This is a genomic window from Bacillus sp. AM 13(2015) (assembly GCF_001518755.1).
Lineage (GTDB): Bacteria > Bacillota > Bacilli > Bacillales > Bacillaceae > Bacillus > Bacillus safensis.
On sequence record NZ_LKCP01000070.1, the window covers coordinates 134,255 to 148,217 of the forward strand.

At 40.3% G+C, this 13,963-nt stretch carries 13 protein-coding genes and 1 pseudogene; 12 read left to right on the plus strand and 2 right to left on the minus strand.

The genetic code is table 11. The features are described 5' to 3' along the window. Nucleotides 1-14: 14 nt before the first annotated feature. The 6 genes from AOQ70_RS12025 (at nucleotide 15) to AOQ70_RS12050 (ending at nucleotide 6,389) form a co-directional block, all read left to right on the plus strand. A complete protein-coding gene (locus AOQ70_RS12025) occupies nucleotides 15-944 on the plus strand; it encodes an NAD-dependent epimerase/dehydratase family protein (RefSeq protein WP_059376479.1) in 930 nt (309 codons plus the stop codon). Between the two features lie 39 nt (nucleotides 945-983). Then, complete coding sequence (tuaE, locus tag AOQ70_RS12030; protein WP_058837532.1) at nucleotides 984-2,441, plus strand: teichuronic acid biosynthesis protein TuaE; 1,458 nt, start codon at nucleotides 984-986, stop codon at nucleotides 2,439-2,441. 72 nt (nucleotides 2,442-2,513) lie between these two features. After that, nucleotides 2,514-3,191 carry a teichuronic acid biosynthesis protein TuaF gene (tuaF, locus tag AOQ70_RS12035; protein ID WP_058837533.1) on the plus strand — a complete coding sequence of 226 codons (678 nt, stop codon included), beginning with the start codon at nucleotides 2,514-2,516 and terminating at the stop codon, nucleotides 3,189-3,191. Between the two features lie 24 nt (nucleotides 3,192-3,215). Next, nucleotides 3,216-3,971, plus strand: coding sequence for a teichuronic acid biosynthesis protein TuaG (tuaG, locus tag AOQ70_RS12040; RefSeq protein ID WP_058837534.1), 756 nt, complete (start codon nucleotides 3,216-3,218; stop codon nucleotides 3,969-3,971). A gap of 16 nt (nucleotides 3,972-3,987) precedes the next feature. Then, a complete protein-coding gene (gene tuaH, locus AOQ70_RS12045; RefSeq protein ID WP_156414531.1) occupies nucleotides 3,988-5,187 on the plus strand; it encodes a teichuronic acid biosynthesis protein TuaH in 1,200 nt (399 codons plus the stop codon). 134 nt (nucleotides 5,188-5,321) lie between these two features. After that, nucleotides 5,322-6,389: a glycosyltransferase family 4 protein gene (locus tag AOQ70_RS12050; protein WP_034660156.1), complete on the plus strand. Its 1,068-nt coding sequence runs from the start codon at nucleotides 5,322-5,324 to the stop codon at nucleotides 6,387-6,389. A 35-nt stretch (nucleotides 6,390-6,424) separates the two neighbouring features. On the opposite strand, the gene AOQ70_RS12055 is transcribed toward AOQ70_RS12050, so the two are convergent. Both AOQ70_RS12055 and AOQ70_RS12060 read right to left on the minus strand, forming a co-directional pair. After that, the gene (locus tag AOQ70_RS12055) at nucleotides 6,425-7,516 is read right to left on the minus strand and encodes an LCP family protein (protein ID WP_059376481.1); all 1,092 of its coding nucleotides are present in this window, start codon (nucleotides 7,514-7,516) and stop codon (nucleotides 6,425-6,427) included. Then, nucleotides 7,501-8,169, minus strand: coding sequence for a YigZ family protein (locus AOQ70_RS12060; RefSeq protein WP_012011434.1), 669 nt, complete (start codon nucleotides 8,167-8,169; stop codon nucleotides 7,501-7,503). The genes AOQ70_RS12055 and AOQ70_RS12060 overlap by 16 nt, the downstream gene beginning before the upstream one ends. A gap of 221 nt (nucleotides 8,170-8,390) precedes the next feature. Between AOQ70_RS12060 and AOQ70_RS12065 the strand changes: the two genes are divergently transcribed. The 6 genes and pseudogenes from AOQ70_RS12065 (at nucleotide 8,391) to AOQ70_RS12090 (ending at nucleotide 13,924) form a co-directional block, all read left to right on the plus strand. Continuing rightward, complete coding sequence (locus tag AOQ70_RS12065; protein WP_003213166.1) at nucleotides 8,391-9,566, plus strand: sensor histidine kinase; 1,176 nt, start codon at nucleotides 8,391-8,393, stop codon at nucleotides 9,564-9,566. 64 nt (nucleotides 9,567-9,630) lie between these two features. Further along, nucleotides 9,631-10,320 carry a two-component system response regulator DegU gene (gene degU, locus AOQ70_RS12070; protein ID WP_008348273.1) on the plus strand — a complete coding sequence of 230 codons (690 nt, stop codon included), beginning with the start codon at nucleotides 9,631-9,633 and terminating at the stop codon, nucleotides 10,318-10,320. Nucleotides 10,321-10,536: 216 nt separating this feature from the next. After that, nucleotides 10,537-11,380, plus strand: a pseudogene (locus tag AOQ70_RS12075) (DegV family protein). 120 nt (nucleotides 11,381-11,500) lie between these two features. After that, the gene (locus tag AOQ70_RS12080; protein WP_142352185.1) at nucleotides 11,501-12,898 is read left to right on the plus strand and encodes a DEAD/DEAH box helicase; all 1,398 of its coding nucleotides are present in this window, start codon (nucleotides 11,501-11,503) and stop codon (nucleotides 12,896-12,898) included. 49 nt (nucleotides 12,899-12,947) lie between these two features. Further along, a complete protein-coding gene (locus tag AOQ70_RS12085) occupies nucleotides 12,948-13,241 on the plus strand; it encodes a late competence development ComFB family protein (protein ID WP_059376485.1) in 294 nt (97 codons plus the stop codon). A gap of 26 nt (nucleotides 13,242-13,267) precedes the next feature. Next, the gene (locus AOQ70_RS12090) at nucleotides 13,268-13,924 is read left to right on the plus strand and encodes a ComF family protein (RefSeq protein ID WP_231730869.1); all 657 of its coding nucleotides are present in this window, start codon (nucleotides 13,268-13,270) and stop codon (nucleotides 13,922-13,924) included. Nucleotides 13,925-13,963 lie beyond the last annotated feature (39 nt).

The window sequence follows — 13,963 nt, forward strand, 5'->3', positions numbered from 1 at the left end:
CAGGGGGAGCTTGGATGAAGAAAGTATTGGTTACTGGGGGAAGCGGATTTATTGGATCACATACGGTAGAGGCTTTACTAGAAAAAGGCTATGAGCCCATCGTTCTTGATAACTTTTCAACTGGATCTCGAGAAAATATTGCCCATCTTTCCGTGAAATGCATAGAGGCAGATATCACAAAGCCAGCGACGATTGATTTGATCAAACAAATCGCGCCGGATTATATCATTCATCTTGCAGCACAAGTAAGTGTAGCCGTTTCCGTTCAGGATTTCGTTTATGACGAAGAGGTCAATATCAAAGGATCTCTGCACGTCATGAAAGCTGCGGCTGAAGCAGGAGTGGAAAAAGTCATCTTTGCCTCATCAGCAGCTGTCTATGGAGACCCGGTGTATCTGCCGGTAGACACCGCTCACCGGCTGAAGCCTGGTTCACCTTATGGCTTAGCAAAACTGACAGTAGAGCGGTATTTAGAAATGGCAAAATCACTTTATGATGTGGACTATTGTATTCTTAGGTACAGCAATGTATATGGTCCTCGCCAAGACGCACTTGGCGAAGGTGGTGTTGTTTCTATTTTCTCTGATAAGTTTGCAAAGGATGAGGCCCCTTTTATCTTTGGAGATGGGGAACAAACAAGGGACTTTATCTATGTGGGTGATCTAGCAGCAGCGAATGTTGCGGCATTAACAGCCCAATCAAACGTTTGTTTAAATATTTCGTGTGGTCATTCCATCACTGTGAATGAACTGTTTCAAACGATGAAACGGGTAACGAGATCACAGCTTGAACCGATTTACAAGCCGCAGCGTGCAGGAGATATCGTGCATAGTACATTAGCAAATGAGGAAACGAAACAAGTCTTAGCTTGGGAGCCTGTTGTGAGTTTACAGGAAGGTTTGGCTCGTACCATTTCCTACTATAAACAGGAAGTCAAGGCTTAATCCCTCAAATCGGATGGGTTGCTTAGGAGGAAAATGGGTATGAGCGTGAAACAAACAGCATGGCAAATCATGATCGGATGTATATTATTTGCAGCAGGGCTAGGACTTGTACAAATGGCGTCTGCGCAGCCCATCGGGTTAAAAAAGATCGTCGCTATTCCGGTCCTGCTTTTGATCCTGACGGCTTTTCTCGTGTTAATGAAGCTATACATGAACGGTGAGCAAGTGTTCATGTCAGCCATTTATCTTTTAATTGCATTGACCTTTCTCAACAACGCTTTCTTTTCAATTAGTGCTGGGTTCTTTAGTCTTTTTCTCTACCGTATTATGCTCATTGCTGCTTTTGCTTTATTCATATGGCGGATGAGAGATAAGGGGACGTACATATCGCAGTGGCAGCAGATTCGTGTAAAAGGGATTCTTGGTTTTTTCGCTGCATGGTTTCTTTATGGGCTCATCTCACTGCTGTGGGCTCATTCGGTGACAGACGGTCTCAAATATATGTCCCTGCTTGCGATGGGGATGGGGTTTGTCTTTCTTGTGGTCATGTACATCCAGCGAATGGATCAAGTGGTCACCTTTTATAGCATTTGGCTCGTCATGACTGTATTTGTCATGGGGATAGGGTTTTATAATCACTTTACTTTGAACCATTTACCGAATACTTCATTGTATCTTGGGCCGGCGTATAAACAGCACTATCCTACAGCTGTCTTTTTTAATCAAAATGACTTTGCGACGTTTTTATCGATTAGCTTTTTCTTATATTTAGCGTGTATGCGGCAAATGAAAAATGGTTATATCAAAGCATTTGGATTATTTGGCGCCATTGCAGCACTGTATCTCATTTTGTTAACAGAATCCCGCGCAAGCCTGCTTGGCATATTTGCAGGAGCCGCCATCTATGTGTGGCTGCTCCTGCCGCGCTTTCTCAAAAAGTGGTCACTCATCGCAGCAGGCGGACTTGGTGTCATCTGTATCGCGGTTTTTTCAGCCAAGATTTATTCAGTCTTTTATGACTTGTTTCTCGCTTCTCAGGTCGCGCATTCTTTTAGTGAACCACTCCCATCTAACATTGCGAGAGCGAATTTGATCAAAAATGCATGGCATTTCTTTACGGATTCATACGGATTTGGTGTCGGAGCGGGGAATGTGTCTTACTACTTAGCCCACTTTTCAATCTTTGATACAGATCAAGTGGTTGAAGTGCACAATTGGCTGCTGGAAGTGATGACGAACTTTGGATTTGCGGTCATGCTGGGCTATATCTCCGTCTACGCTTATCTCATGTTCACACTGTATAAACAATACCAATGGGCTGACACAAGATCAGCAAAAATGATCATTGAAGGTTTGTTCGCTGCCATGCTGAGCTTTCTCGTTTCAAGTATCAGTCCTAGTTCTGTCTCGAATTTATATTTCCACTGGGTCTTTTTAGGCCTCGTGATCGCAGCGGTGAATATGTTGAAAAACAAACAGCGGTTTAAGACTTGGTAAACCGTGTGTGATGCTGCGCTGGTATGGCTACACTAGTGAAAAAGCAAATACGTCAATGTTGGGAGAATGAACATGTCTGGTTTCATATCTAGAATAGGGAAGCGAATCAAAAAGTATATCGTATGGCTCGTACTGCTGCCTGTCGTATTAGGCGCTTTTGGATTCTTTTTTGCCAAAGGAACAACGCAGCAGTCTAGTTACACAGCTGCTGTTACTCTCACGCTTGGTAAATATGATGACGGAGTGTATAACAATATGGCTGAAGTGACATCTCTATTAAAAAGTGATGCCTTTCTGAATGAAGCACTCAGTGACATCAAAGAAGAAGAAAGGCAGGATGTGAAAAGCCGCCTCATCCTCACCAATCAATCAGATACACAATTACAGCTGTCCTTCACAGATGCTGAGAAGTATCATGCTTTAGCTGTCGTGAAGCAGGTGTCGGATACATTTCTGAAGCAAGATAAAGCATTATTTACAAAAAGGCAGCAGGTGATTGAAAGTAGATTATCTGCTCTGGAAGACGAATCTGTCAGCAACGATTCCAAAGTAGATAAAGAACGATTCTTATATGAATTGGAGTCTACAAAGCTTGGAATGAAGCAGGCGAAGATTGTTGACCCTGCTCAAGTTCTTGATGAAGGCAATAAAGGCATGTCAGCGAAAAAGCGTGCACTGCTTGGACTTGTCATTGGCTTTAGTATCTCGCTCATGTTTGTGGTCTTGCCCGAAGTGTTCAAAGAATCTTAATGATGAACTGGAGATGAGTCTTAGGTGAACAATCAACCGTTAGTATCAATTATTACACCGGCCTATAATGCGGAACGTTATTTAACGGATACAGTTCATTCCGTCCTTGCCCAAACCTATTCCAATTGGGAACTGATCATCGCAGATGATTGTTCAACAGATGGAACAAGGAAGCTGCTTGGGGACTTAAGTGAAGCAGACGACAGAATCAACGTCATTTATTTAGAGCAAAATGGGGGAGCCGCCATCGCTAGAAATACAGCCATCAAACAGGCAAAAGGCCGCTTTATTGCTTTTTTAGACAGCGATGATAAGTGGAAAGAGACGAAGCTCGAAAAGCAGGTAGACTTCATGCTGACAAACGATTATGCCTTTACATTCACAGCATATGATATTATCGCAGAAAATGGAGAACCATTAGAAAAAACCGTCACTGCACCAGCAAGATTAACTTATGATGAAGCTTTGAAAAATACCATTATCGGCTGTTTAACGGTGATGCTTGATGTACAGAAGATCGGACATATAGAAATGCCGAACATCCGCACAAGACAGGATTTAGCTACGTGGCTGTCCATATTAAAAAGAGGATTTACAGCCTATGGTATGAGTGAACCGCTCAGTGAATACCGCATCGTTGGAAACTCGATCTCTAGTAACAAGTGGAAAGCAGCGAAAAAAACGTGGTTCGTCTACAGAGAAATTGAGCAGCTTCATTTTGTCAAAGCATCTTGGTGTTTTATGCACTATGCGACAAATGCTGTGAAGAAGCGCTTATAAACAGAAGGGAAAAAAGGTGATAAAGGTGAAAGCAGACTCGATCATACATGTTATCGTAGCGACGGGAGAATGGGGACAGGACGGCTTGAGGTACAGACGGCATCGACTGGCGGAATTTCTAGCATCTGATCCAGAAACGAAAGAGGTCATCTGGGTATGCCCATCTGCATCCCGTCATAAAGCTCCCTTTCAGCCCATAACCGATCGAATGAAGCAATTGACCATTCCTGATGTGCTTAAGAACAAATTATTTCGCTTTGGCCGATATCAAGACATGTTCTATATTCATAAATTGTCCCCACTTCTTGAGCATTTGCGGCAGGAAGAAAAGAAGGGAATCGCTGTTTGCTTATGGTATACGTTTCCGGGCTTTCCGCTCTTATCTTCTTTATTTGAATGGAAACATATTGTCTATGACTGCAGTGACCTGTGGGGAGAGCCGATAAGCGGCAAAAATAATTTGCTTTCTTATATGAGGCAGCGTGTCATTGTGAAAGCAGAAAATCGAATCATCAAATACGCACACAGTATTACATGCTCTTCTCAATACTTACACGATCAAATTAAAAAACGTCTCATGGGTGAACCGAAAGATGTCTTTACAGTGGAAAATGGCGTTGAGTACGATGTGTTTGCCAAAAGCAATCTTCCATGTAAGGAGGATGTGCTGGGAGGAAGAGAAGGAACTGTTCTTGGCTTTATTGGAGGCATCAAGCCGAAGCTGGATTTTGACATGATAGCCGAAGCTGCTCGCATGCAGCCTGATTGGACATTTTTATTTGTCGGTCCGGATGGAACAAATGGCGATCCATCTTTTCAGTATGCACTTAAACTGCCAAATGTGATTTGGACAGGTGCTGTTGCACCAGAAGAAGTGCCTGCGTATATGAAGCTGATTGATGTAGGCATGATGCCATACAAACAATCTCCTTACAATCAAGCCGTGTTCCCGCTCAAGCTATATGAATTTTTAGCCGCAGGAATACCGGTTGTCGGTTTAAATCTTCCGTCAACGGAAAGGCTAAAAGAGAATGATGTGTATGAATATTTAGAGGGCGAAGATCCTAGACTCTTCGTGGAAGCCTGCCAAAAAGTGATCAGCAAAAAAGACGACATGGACTATAGACATCTAAGACAAAGCCGTGCGAAGAAAAAAGATTGGCACGCGCTGTTCACAAACATGGTGGAACTAACGAATATTAAAGAAAACGCATAATTCATCAGGGATTGTGCGTTTTTATTTGTTTCTTCTTTACAGGGGAAGCTTGTGATCATCCTCTATTCAATTGTATAATGGAAAGAGCGGCCAATATACAAAATACAGATTTCAATTTAGAAGGAGACTGACCTATGGATTACGAACGCGCCTTATTAGCGTTTTTTGTCTCTCTGGCTACAGTTTTAATTGTGACACCAATCGTCAAAAAGTTTGCAATTAAGATTGGTGCAGTGGACCAGCCGAATAAACGAAAAGTTCATGATAAAGTAATGCCTCGAATGGGCGGTTTGGCAATTTTTATTGGGGTAGCGGCTGGAGCATTAGCAGGCGGGCTGTTTCTACATAATAAAATTACAGCAATTTCAGTTGGTGCCGTACTTATCGTCATTCTAGGTATATTTGATGATAAATATAATTTAAGTGCAAAATTCAAATTTCTCGTACAAGTTCTTGTTGCTTGTCTGATTGTAAGCACAGGCTTAAAAATGGACTTTTTCTCTGTTCCTTTCTTAACAGATCGAATTGAGTTAGGCTGGATGGCATATCCCCTAACCGTGTTATGGATTGTCGGAATCACAAATGCCATTAATTTAATTGACGGCCTTGATGGACTGGCTGCCGGTATTTCTGTCATCGGTTTATCAACCATTGCCGTGATGGCATTTTCAGCTGATAAAATTTTGATTCTTTCTTTATCCCTTGTTGTCATTGGTAGTACCATCGGCTTTCTTTTTTACAACTTTCATCCGGCGAAAATTTTTATGGGTGACACCGGTTCGCTTTTTTTAGGCTATATGATTTCGGTACTGTCACTATTAGGGCTATACAAAAGTGTCACTTTGTTTAGTGTTGTTGTTCCAGTGATCATCTTAGGTGTCCCTATTTTCGATACCACCTTTGCCATTATTAGGCGAATATTAAACAAACAGCCGATCTCAGCACCCGACAAATCTCATATTCACCATAGACTGATGGCCTTTGGCTTGTCCCATCGCATGGCTGTCATCGTGATTTATATGATTGGCTTAGTCTTTAGTCTAAGTGCAATTTTGCTGACAAGCGCCACCATTTGGTTATCACTGATCATTATCTTTTTACTGGTCATGTTCATGCAAGTGATTGCAGAAGTCACAGGCTTAGTGAATGAAGAATTTAAACCATTTACGAAATTTTATAAACGAATGGTCAAAAGGCAGTAAAAAACAGCCCGTTCCTAGGAACTGGGCTGTTTTTATTATTGTCCAGGTGTGCTGGTCGATGAGTTAGTTGTATCACTTGACCCTGTTTCACCAGAGGATGGATTGGTTTGTGAATCTGTTTCAGTTGAAGATTCAGCAGGAAGCTTTAAATGCGTCCGTAATTCATTTTGGACGTTAGCTAAATTGGTCGGATCTGGCTCAAAGTAATACGTGCGATTTGGCCCTAAATAAAGGTCTGATCCCTTAATAGAAAGTGTTTCTGTGTCGTCTCCTTTAAATCCGCTGTAGATTTGCTGAAGCGCAAGACCTTCTGTGATACGGAAATTGGTCGTAATGTGATCACTGACCTCTTTAGCGATGTTATCGACGTTCGCAATGTTATTTGGCTTCGCCATTTGATCAATCATTGCACGTAAAATTTGTTTCTGACGATCGTTACGTCCGAAATCACCGCGTGGATCTTGTTTTCTCATCCGTGCGTAAGCAAGTGCTTCTTCCCCGTTTAAATGCATATTGCCTTTTTTGAAGTAAATCTTTTTCGATTTTTTAACATCACTTTTTTCATTGAAGTCAAATGGAACATCGATATCAATTCCGCCGACTTCATCAATGACATCCTTGAATCCGTCGAAATCAACGGTTGCATACTTATCAATCGGAATATGCAAGAATTGTTCGACAGTTTCGATCGTTTCGTCTTTACCACCTTTAGCAAATGCTGCATTAATCTTTTCTTTACTTCCTATTGTATCACTTGCAAGCTGTACGCGTGTGTCACGAGGAATACTAACCATTTTCATCGTTTTGTCTTGAGGGTTAATCGTTGCGACAATGAGTGAATCTGAACGGCCATGATCACCCTTTGTGGCATAATCCTCAATTCCGACAAATAATACAGAGAAAGGTTTTTTCTTAATATCAATGACAGCATCACGAAGATTCGATTTCTCTCCACGGTTTAGTTCATCATATGTTTTGTCAGCAGCTTGAAGAGTATTGACGATTTTATATACTGCGAATCCGCCCATGCAGATGATAAGTAGCAAAAATAAGACCAGAATACGTTTGATAATTCTCTTCTTCTTACTCTTTTTCTTTCGTACACGCACTTTTACTCGTTGTGCCATTCATCTGTCTCCTTTATCGGACCAATGTCCTTTTCTAAATAAATCAATTCGCCTTCTTTTGTAACACTCTTTCCATTTGTCAGCTCAGTCATCCACTCAATGAACTGCTCTGTTTGTGTTTCTTCGACATATGTCTCAAAAATAACATCTTCTGCATAATGGATTTCTTTTAACTGAAAAGATGAGGCTCTAAGCTCATTCTCTACCTTTCCAAGCCATGTATAATCTATTGTTGTGTGCATTGTACGCATTAAACAACGCTCTACCATTCCAACATGGTTGATAGCTTCTGATACAGATTTTCCGTAGGCACGAATCAATCCACCGGCACCTAGCTTGATACCGCCGAAATAACGAGTGACCACAACGACTGTATCTTTCAGCTTCCGTTTTTTTAGCACTTCAAGCATTGGCACACCTGCTGTACCACTTGGTTCACCATCATCATTCGCTTTTTGAATGAGGTCATGTTCACCAATGAGATAGGCTGAACAATTATGTGTGGCATTCCAATGTTGTTTTTTAATGGATTGTATAAATGCTTGTGCTTCTTCTTCTGAGACAGCACGCTGTATATGACAAATAAAACGTGATTTTTCAATGACGATCTCATGCTCGCCACGACTTTTTACTGTAAGATAGCGATTCAGCAAAAGACACACCCTCCTGACAAGCAAATTGTAAGACTAGTGAAAATTTGCATTGGTTTTAGAATTTTACAGCGTATTTTGTTATGATGATAGGAGCGGAAAAAGGGTCGTCATAAAAACTTCAAGATTTATACGCATTCTTTCATTATAATTCGACATAAAATGCAGATCAATGACATTTATAATAAAAAAAGATGACATCACTGTTACGGGAGGGAAAAGCCATGACAACACCCAAAATGGATCCGAAATTATTGGATTCAATCATCATGAAAATGCTAAGTACAGTTGATGGCAGCAAGGACGAAGTATTTAGAATAGGCGAACAGTCCCGTCAACAATATGAAAGCCTAGTAGAAGAGCTGAAGCAAATCAAGCAGCAAGTAAACGAAGTAATTGATTTTGGGGATAAGCTGGAAGTCCATACAAGACATGCTAGAAATCGCTTATCTGAGGTCAGCAGAAACTTCAACAAATTCAGCGAAGAAGAAATACGGGAGGCCTACGAAAAAGCACATAACTTGCAGGTCGAACTCACCATGATTCAGCAGCGCGAGAAGCAGCTGAGAGAAAGAAGAGACGATCTGGAAAGACGATTACTAAGCTTGCAAGACGTCATAGAACGCTCTGAAACCCTTGTGAGTCAGATTACAGTTGTTCTCAACTATCTCAACCAGGATTTACGCCAGGTCGGCGTTTTACTTGAAGATGCTCAGGCAAAACAAGATTTTGGGCTCAGAATTATTGAAGCCCAAGAAGAAGAACGCAAAAGAGTGTCTCGGGAAATTCATGACGGCCCTGCTCAAATGCTGGCAAACGTGATGATGCGTTCCGAATTAATTGAACGGATTTTTAGAGACCGCGGTACAGAAGAAGGCTTTAAAGAAATTAGAAGTCTCAGACAGAATGTGCGAAATGCACTGTACGAAGTAAGAAGAATCATTTATGATTTAAGACCGATGGCTTTAGATGATTTGGGTCTGATTCCAACACTGAGAAAATACTTAAACACAATTGAAGAATATGATGGGAAAACCAAAATTACGTTCCAATGCCTAGGTGATACAGAAAGCGAAAGAATTGCTTCTCAATTTGAAGTAGCACTGTTTAGACTAGCCCAAGAAGCTGTCACAAATTCATTAAAGCATTCAGAAGCTGAAGAAATCTCTGTCAAAGTAGAAGTAACGAAAGACTTTGTGACCTTAATTATTAAAGACGATGGAAAAGGCTTTGATATGAAAGATGTGAAAACAAACAAAAACAAATCCTTCGGTTTACTTGGCATGAAAGAACGCGTAGACTTACTGGAAGGTAAAATGACCATAGACTCAAAAATAGGTCTAGGGACATTCATCATGATTCGCGTGCCGCTAACATTGCAAAATAAAATTGTAAAATAGAGTCAAAAGACATATTGACCATAAAGTTCAGGTGTAGAACAATAAACATGGGGAGGCGTAGCTTGTGACTAAAGTAAATATTGTAATTATTGATGACCACCAATTATTCCGTGAAGGTGTCAAACGGATTTTAGATTTTGAACCTACTTTTGAAGTAGTTGCAGAAGGAGACGACGGTGACGAAGCTGCACGTATCGTAGAACACTATCATCCGGATGTTGTCATTATGGACATTAATATGCCGAATGTAAATGGTGTTGAGGCTACAAAGCAGCTTGTTGAGCTTTATCCCGAATCAAAAGTCATTATTCTATCTATTCATGATGATGAAAACTATGTAACACATGCATTGAAAACAGGAGCGAGAGGCTACCTGTTAAAAGAAATGGATGCAGACACACTTATCGAAGCAGTGAAAGTTGTAGCTGACGGGGGCTCTTATTTACATCCGAAAGTCACTCATAATTTAGTAAATGAATTCCGACGCCTAGCAACTAGCGGCGTTTCAGCACATCCACAGCACGAGGTATATCCTGAAATTCGCAGACCACTTCATATCTTGACTAGACGTGAATGCGAAGTTCTTCAAATGTTAGCTGACGGAAAGAGCAACAGAGGAATTGGTGAATCGCTCTTTATTAGTGAGAAAACAGTCAAAAACCACGTGAGTAACATTTTGCAAAAAATGAATGTAAACGACCGTACACAAGCTGTTGTTGTAGCTATTAAAAACGGCTGGGTAGAAATGAGATAATGTTCCGGACAAGTACTCCTTTTTCGCCTGTTTTTTGTTCTCTCACATTTTAGCTGGAGGGAAATAATAGACAGGGTAAGGAGTCTTTTTCGGATATAGCGGGCTTGCCTATTGATTAGGCAGGCTTTTTTGATTACTATTATAAATCTAATGAAAAAATGATCATTCTTTTAAAATAAAAAAGAGTAACTTAACGAATAAGGAAGGTATTTAAGAATGAAAATAGCCGTTGTAACAGACAGTACTGCTTATCTACCACAAGAGCTACGTGATAAATATAATATTCATATGATCCCCCTCAACGTCATCTTTGGCAGTGAATCATACCGTGAAGAAATAGAAATGGACTGGAAGACATATTATGAAGAAATCAAAAAACACAAAGATCTTCCAACAACCTCTCAGCCTGCTTTCGGTGAATTAATAGCCTTATATGAAAAACTAAGTGAAACATACGACGCTGTGATTAGTATTCACCTTTCAAGTGGAATTAGTGGAACGTATAATAGTGCTGCCTCAGCGAATGATCTAGTTGACGGGATTGATATTTATCCGTTTGATACAGAAACAAGCTGTATGGCACAAGGTTTTTATGTGTTAGAAGCTGCTGAAAAAATCCAAGAAGGTGCTTCTTTAGAAGAAGTGTTAGCACATCTAAATTACCTGAAAGAAAGTCAGCGGGCGTATTTTATGGTAGACGATTTAACTCATTTGCAAAGAGGCGGCAGATTAAATGGTGCACAGGCTTTTATTGGAAGCCTCTTAAAGGTAAAGCCTATTCTGCATTTTGACAACAAGCTAATTGTCCCTTTTGAGAAGATTCGCACACGTAAAAAAAGCCATTTCACGTATTTTTGAATTATTTGATGAAGATGCATCACGTGGTGTTCCGATGAGAGCAACACTGATACATGGTAATAGAGAAGAAGAAGCAGAAGAATTAATTGCGCACTTATCAGAAAAATATCCTCATGTTGAATTTTATAAAAGCTACTTTGGTGCCGTGATCGGCACCCATCTAGGTGAAGGCTCTTTAGCTCTTGGCTGGGTAATTAGATAATTCCTAAAAAACCTCTTTTCGTATAGAAAAGGGGTTTTGTTTTTCTATTTTAACTGTTGGACGAAAGGTCATGTCTTTGCGCATAATAGGCAAACATCAATTGAAAGGTGTTTGGTGAAGTTGAATATGGATAAAGCAATGGAACTAATGCGGCAGCTGCATTCACGCCATTTGCTCACCGCCGAAACAAGGTGCCCACAGTCCAATTTGGATTGGTTGGAGGAGAAGGGCTTAGTCAATCGAACACCTGCCATTGAGAGGAAAGCAAATGGTTTTACATGCTGCCGGTGCGGTGTATCACACAAGCGGTACTTTGCTCACTCTCCATGTGAAGTGTGTCAAAAGGATTGTGTGTACTGTAGATCATGCATCATGATGGGAAAAGCAACTGAATGTGGGTTTCTTTATGAATGGACAGGTCCACAAAAAGTAGAAACATATCGAGCTGAATTAACATGGCAGGGAGAGCTGTCTAAAGGACAAAAAAGAGCGTCAGAAAAAATGATTGAAGCTATCAAAAGCAAATTTGATCTGCTTGTTTGGGCGGTTTGCGGGGCAGGGAAAACGGAGGTGCTTTTTCACGGAATCGAATATGCGTTAAATCAAGGAATGAGTGTCTGTATTGCGACCCCTAGAACAGATGTTGTGCTTGAACTCGAACCACGACTTAGAAAAGCATTTCAAGGGATGACAATAGCCGTACTTTATGGAGGCAGTTCTCAAAGGTTTCAGATTGCACCGCTAGTGATCGCCACAACCCATCAGCTGATGAGGTACAAAAATGCATTTGATGTGGTCATTGTAGATGAAGTCGATGCCTTTCCTTATTCAATGGATGAACGTCTCCAATTTGCTGTTCTAAAGGCGATGAGAAAGAACGGAGGGGTTAGGATTTATTTAAGTGCGACACCCTCTAAAAAAATGACGAGAGAGGTTTCTAGTGGAAAACTGGAAGCGATAAAAATTCCTCTGCGTTTTCATAAACAACCATTACCCGTACCGACCTTTCATTGGATTGGACATTGGAAAAAGAAATTAAAAAAGAATCAGCTACCCCGTAAAGTGATGAATTGGATGCAGAGACATATTGCAAATAAAAGAAGAGTATTACTTTTTGTTCCTTCAATTGCTACCATGAAGAAGGTAACGAAAATTCTTCGAGAACACTCCTTAAACGTGGAGGGAGTATCTGCCGATGATCCAGATAGGAAACAAAAGGTTCAGCACTTTAGAGATTACCTATACGATGTACTAGTTACAACTACTATTCTAGAAAGAGGCGTAACCATTCCAAATGTTCAAGTGGGGGTATTAGGTTCGGAATCTACTATTTTTACAGAGAGTGCACTTGTTCAGATTTCTGGAAGAGTAGGCAGACACCCGGATTATTGTACAGGAGACGTTTTCCTTTTTCATTTTGGTTTAACGAGAAGTATGAAACAAGCAAAGAAGCATATCGTTAAAATGAATGATACGGCTGCAAATGAGTTTTCTGAAAAACAGTGTGGGTTCAACTAAATCATGGTACATTATATTCACAATACACAAATGGCAGGAGAGACAAAATATGCTACTCAATGCAAAAGAAATACTACTCAAGGAAATTCTCTATCAATATCTCAACCAATTAAACATGATTTGTCATTGTGAAAAGTGTATCGAAGATGTATTAGCAATTTCACTGAATCAAGTGAAACCACAATATATAACAGACATCGATAAAATATCTTACAGTAAATCTGAGATGGTGGATAAACAGAAGAATACTGCTATGCTGGTTATTCTGACAGAAGCAGCTTCCAAGGTCTCCACATTTCCAAGGTGTGAAAATCGTCTGCTGCTGAACAAGGAAACCAATTGAATTGCCAAATTTGCGAGGGACATTTTGTGCCTGCTTTTACATGGAAATCATTCCTACTATTAAATGATGATCGTCTTTGTGTAGCATGTAAGAATGACTTAGTAAAGATTGAGCGTCCTATTTGTCCAACGTGTGGAAGGGCGCAGTCAAATGACCAAATGTGTCAGGACTGTGATAGATGGAATGAACGCCCTGATTCTACTAAAGTCCTTGTGAAAAATAGATCAGTTTATACTTACAATGAATTGATGAAAGATGTCCTTGCCCGCTTTAAATTTCGGGGTGATACGGCTTTAGTTGAGCTGTTTAAACGAGATGTACAAGCAGCATTTAAACATTCCTTCAGCATAAAAGAACCACTGCTGATTCCGATCCCTTTAAGTCATGAAAGACTAAAAGAAAGAGGATTTAATCAGTCCGTCATCATCGCTTCCTTGATAGGTAAGCCAATATTGCAGCCACTCGTGAAAATACATCAAAGTAAGCAGTCCAAAAAAAAGAAAAATGAACGCCTAGATCAAAAAGGATTGTTTCAAATAAAGCATACAGATGTGATTGTTCAAAGGGATATTATATTAGTTGATGATATCTATACAACGGGAGCAACCATTTATGATGCAGCAAGAATTTTAAAAGACGCAGGTGCCAATAGTGTTTCTTCTTTTACGTTGATACGTAGTTAAAAATCATGATAATTAACCGATAATAAGAAAAGAAAATAA

Bases quoted from the DNA above. Each gene is read 5' to 3' on its own strand.
- AOQ70_RS12085 (WP_059376485.1), top strand. From the start codon at position 12,948: ATGCTACTCAATGCAAAAGAAATACTACTCAAGGAAATTCTCTATCAA.
- AOQ70_RS12065 (WP_003213166.1), top strand. From the start codon at position 8,391: ATGACAACACCCAAAATGGATCCGAAATTATTGGATTCAATCATCATG.
- AOQ70_RS12025 (WP_059376479.1), top strand. From the start codon at position 15: ATGAAGAAAGTATTGGTTACTGGGGGAAGCGGATTTATTGGATCACAT.
- tuaF (WP_058837533.1), top strand. From the start codon at position 2,514: ATGTCTGGTTTCATATCTAGAATAGGGAAGCGAATCAAAAAGTATATC.
- AOQ70_RS12050 (WP_034660156.1), top strand. From the start codon at position 5,322: ATGGATTACGAACGCGCCTTATTAGCGTTTTTTGTCTCTCTGGCTACA.
- AOQ70_RS12055 (WP_059376481.1), bottom strand. From the start codon at position 7,516: ATGGCACAACGAGTAAAAGTGCGTGTACGAAAGAAAAAGAGTAAGAAG.
- tuaE (WP_058837532.1), top strand. From the start codon at position 984: ATGAGCGTGAAACAAACAGCATGGCAAATCATGATCGGATGTATATTA.